Source organism: Lacinutrix himadriensis (assembly GCF_001418105.1).
In the GTDB taxonomy this organism is placed as follows: Bacteria; Bacteroidota; Bacteroidia; order Flavobacteriales; family Flavobacteriaceae; genus Oceanihabitans; species Oceanihabitans himadriense.
On the sequence record NZ_LIQI01000011.1, the window covers coordinates 1 to 3,369 of the forward strand.

At 29.6% G+C, this 3,369-nt stretch carries 4 protein-coding genes; 3 read left to right on the forward strand and 1 reads right to left on the reverse strand.

Going from position 1 to position 3,369, the window contains the following annotated elements; translation table 11 throughout:
* On the reverse strand, positions 1–373 hold a 373-nt coding region (locus AMD28_RS02180; RefSeq protein WP_152975523.1), incomplete at its 3' end, for an IS110 family transposase.
* A gap of 399 nt (positions 374–772) precedes the next feature.
* Here AMD28_RS02180 and AMD28_RS02185 point away from each other — a divergent pair.
* From AMD28_RS02185 to AMD28_RS02195, 3 genes are all read left to right on the forward strand, one after another.
* Positions 773–1,660 (forward strand): hypothetical protein, encoded by an 888-nt coding sequence (locus AMD28_RS02185; RefSeq protein WP_055442532.1) that lies wholly within the window; start codon positions 773–775, stop codon positions 1,658–1,660.
* A gap of 80 nt (positions 1,661–1,740) precedes the next feature.
* The gene (locus AMD28_RS02190) at positions 1,741–2,310 is read left to right on the forward strand and encodes a hypothetical protein (protein ID WP_152975524.1); all 570 of its coding nucleotides are present in this window, start codon (positions 1,741–1,743) and stop codon (positions 2,308–2,310) included.
* 12 nt (positions 2,311–2,322) lie between these two features.
* On the forward strand, positions 2,323–2,964 hold the full coding sequence (locus AMD28_RS02195) for a DUF6705 family protein (RefSeq protein ID WP_055442534.1): 642 nt from the start codon (positions 2,323–2,325) through the stop codon (positions 2,962–2,964).
* Positions 2,965–3,369 lie beyond the last annotated feature (405 nt).

A 3,369-nucleotide genomic window follows, 5' to 3' on the forward strand; every position in this document is an offset into this window, starting at 1 on the left:
GCAAGCACTCACTCTGAACTTCATTTAAAGCTGTGTAAAGAGGAACATCATTCATTTGTCCATATTCACAAATGGCTTTAGAATCACTCTTATCGGTCTTTACTTTGGCTAATTTCATCTGGATAAATCGCTTTACAGATAAAGGGTTTACAACAGACACACATACTCCAGATTTATATAAAAACTGTGCCAACCTGTAATGATAATAACCTGTAGCCTCCATAACCACCAAAACACTTCCTGGTAAGCCTTTTATGAATTTCACAAAGCCTTTCTCATCATTTTTAAATTGGTCATGTCCTGTCTCTGAACCATAAACATCAAAGACATCTTTGCTAATGTCTAATCCAAAAATTTCACTATATTTATTCATAAGAATTGAATTTTGGAAAGAACGAGCTACTGATGTTTCAACAACTTGAAATCGAGATCTAAAGTCTCACAGAACTGAACGAAATATTAGTAGAAAAAGAGAGAGGATTATCAATGTTGTCGAAGTCTAATGCTTCACCGTGTATACTAATCTTATTTCTCTCTTTTGTTCTTTCTGATTTATATATCTTAATTTAATGTTTTATTTAAAATGTAAACTTAAGCCGTATATAATTTATTGCTAGTTCTAGCCTACTTACGAAAATCCTCGCGGATTTTCTATTCGGTTTTTATTTGCTAAATTAAGTGCTTAAACCACGCAACAAACCATATACAAAACCGTTGTGGTTAATTTTGACCAAACCACTTCCATTCATTAACTTTAAACGATTTTGTATTTATGAAAAAACACAGACTAAAAAGCTATTTTAAAATTGGAATTCTGCTCTTCGGAATTTCATTTTTACTCACCAATTGTGAGAAAGAATTAACAGATGATGTTGTTATTCAACACAATTCAAGATTTACAGTAAAAATCCTTAATAAAAATCAAGTCCTTTCTAATAAACAAGTAGCTAAAAAGCTTCAAAAAATATTACCTAAATCAATCAGTAATGATAATAATTCTTTGTCTAGAGAAATTCATAATAGCGATTACGGATTTACAATCAATACAGACTACGTAAAATTAATTGATGACGGAATTAAACATTCTTATAATTTTCCTATAATTAGAGATACAATTGTAAATCAGAATGTTGAAAACCTTTTATTATATTCAAATGAACAAGGAAATTATGATGCCTATATTGTAACATACAGTTTTACAAAAGAGCAATATTATAACTTAAATCCTACAGATGATTATTCAACAACTTTTACTCCTATAGATTTTGACACTTCTGTTTTTAACGATGAGGAATTAACTAAAGTTCTAGCTCCTCAATTAGTTTGTTCAGAAACACAAATATATGTTAATAATGCGCAATGTGAATGTGGTTGCGATTGTCCAGCACAATGGGAATGGGTCACAGTAGCTTTTGATTGTAATTGGATTGGAGGTAATAGTGGTCCAGAAAGTGGAGATGACACAAATAATCCAGGAAATGACAACTCAAATACTGGCGCAGAAAATGATGGAAACCCATCTGGTGATGATAATGTAGGGAATAATTTAGGTACCAGCTGTAGAGGTTGTGATGATTCATATCCAATAATAACAGCTCCTGCTATTGATCCTGCTGATCCAGATTGCGAAAAATTAAAAAATCAATTAACAAGTCAATAATTAACTCTACTCTTAATAATGTTAAAGTTAACAACTTATTACAGTCTTTAAACAATTCTACAACAACAACCTCTAAAGAAATGGGTTTTTCCTTAAACCCTCAGACCCCTAATGAGTCTGAATTTAGTGCATTTTATTTTGAGGGTAGAGAAATTGCAGATGAAGTTCCTATGGATTTAGGCACAGCTGATATTAGTGTATTAATGCATCTACATTACAATAATGAAACTGAGGGCAAAAAACAACTTTCCGTTTTCTCCCTACAAGACATTTATGAGATATATCAATTGATTGGTACGGGACATATTTTTAGCCCAAATACATTTACAAATTTCCTTACAACTGAACAAGGCACAAATTATGCAATACAAATTAACAACAGTCAAACTTTTTTAAATTCAAATTTAGCACTTACTACATTTCCATTTTGGGAGTTTTCTAATTTTGTTGTTAATGCAGAAAATTTGTATGGAATAGATAAGTACAAAATATTACCTGAAAATTCAAATGCTAAAAACGAAGAAAATTTTGCTAGATTTTTAAATAAAGAAAATTTAGGATTAACCTTATTTAGAGCGAATGACCATTTTACAGAATTTACTAAAATAGAATTCATAAACGGAACAATTAAAGAAACTCCTTGTAACTAAAAATATAACAATATGAAAAATATATTATTTATCGTAGCATTAACAATATTAACCTTAAGTTGTAAAGCACAAACACCAATTATAGATATTTCACAAAGAGCAAATAGCGAAATATACATCGACTTACAGGACAATTGCTATTTAAAAGATGTTGCTAATAAATTAGACCCGTTTTTAGGCACCTGGGTTTGGACAGAAGGAAATAACTCATTAACAATTACTTTAGAAAAAATTGAAATGATATATTCAAATATATCTAAACATTATTCAGATGCTGTAATAGGTAAATATAAATATATTGAAAATGGTGTAGAAATAATTAACACTTTAGATTATAATATTACAGCAGAAAATGCATGGGATGCACATCCAACATATATATATAGAATGTTAATACCAATGCTTGGCGGTTATAATAGTGATACAAAATTACATTTTCATTTTAGTGATTATTTAAAAAGCAAAACCGAAAATGCATATTTCAAATTGTTAGATTTAGTAACAAATCCACCTTTAGGAAACAATCCTCCAACATATTCTGTTTCACAAGCAAAATTAATATTGCAAAATAGCGAACATTGGAATATAAATGGAGAGAACCCAAGAGACCCAGAATTTACTATCCCAAACAATATAACATTAACTAAACAATAAAAACTAACCACAACCACGTATATAAAAAATAGCAGTTAAGGGTTAAACTTAAAGTTTAGTTCTTTTCTGCTATCTTTGTTTTAAATTGAAAATTAGCACACATAATTCTGCTGCTTTTTATATACAAAACCGTTAGCAAACAGTTAAAATGACCTACGTAAGAATCATTATTCTAATAGGAATCATAATTGGAATTCTTCTATTCAAAAAAACAAAACCGAATTTCTCAAGAGGTATATTAATTGGTTTCGTTCTGAGTTTCGGAATTTCCTTTTTTGAGACTGAACTTTCGAAAACTATCTCATTTCTATCTTTCGGAATTTTGACTTTAATATTCACAGTATATAGCGGAATTAATAAAAAATGGCAGAATCTGATTATCGGCTTATTTGCTTTTGTCTCTTT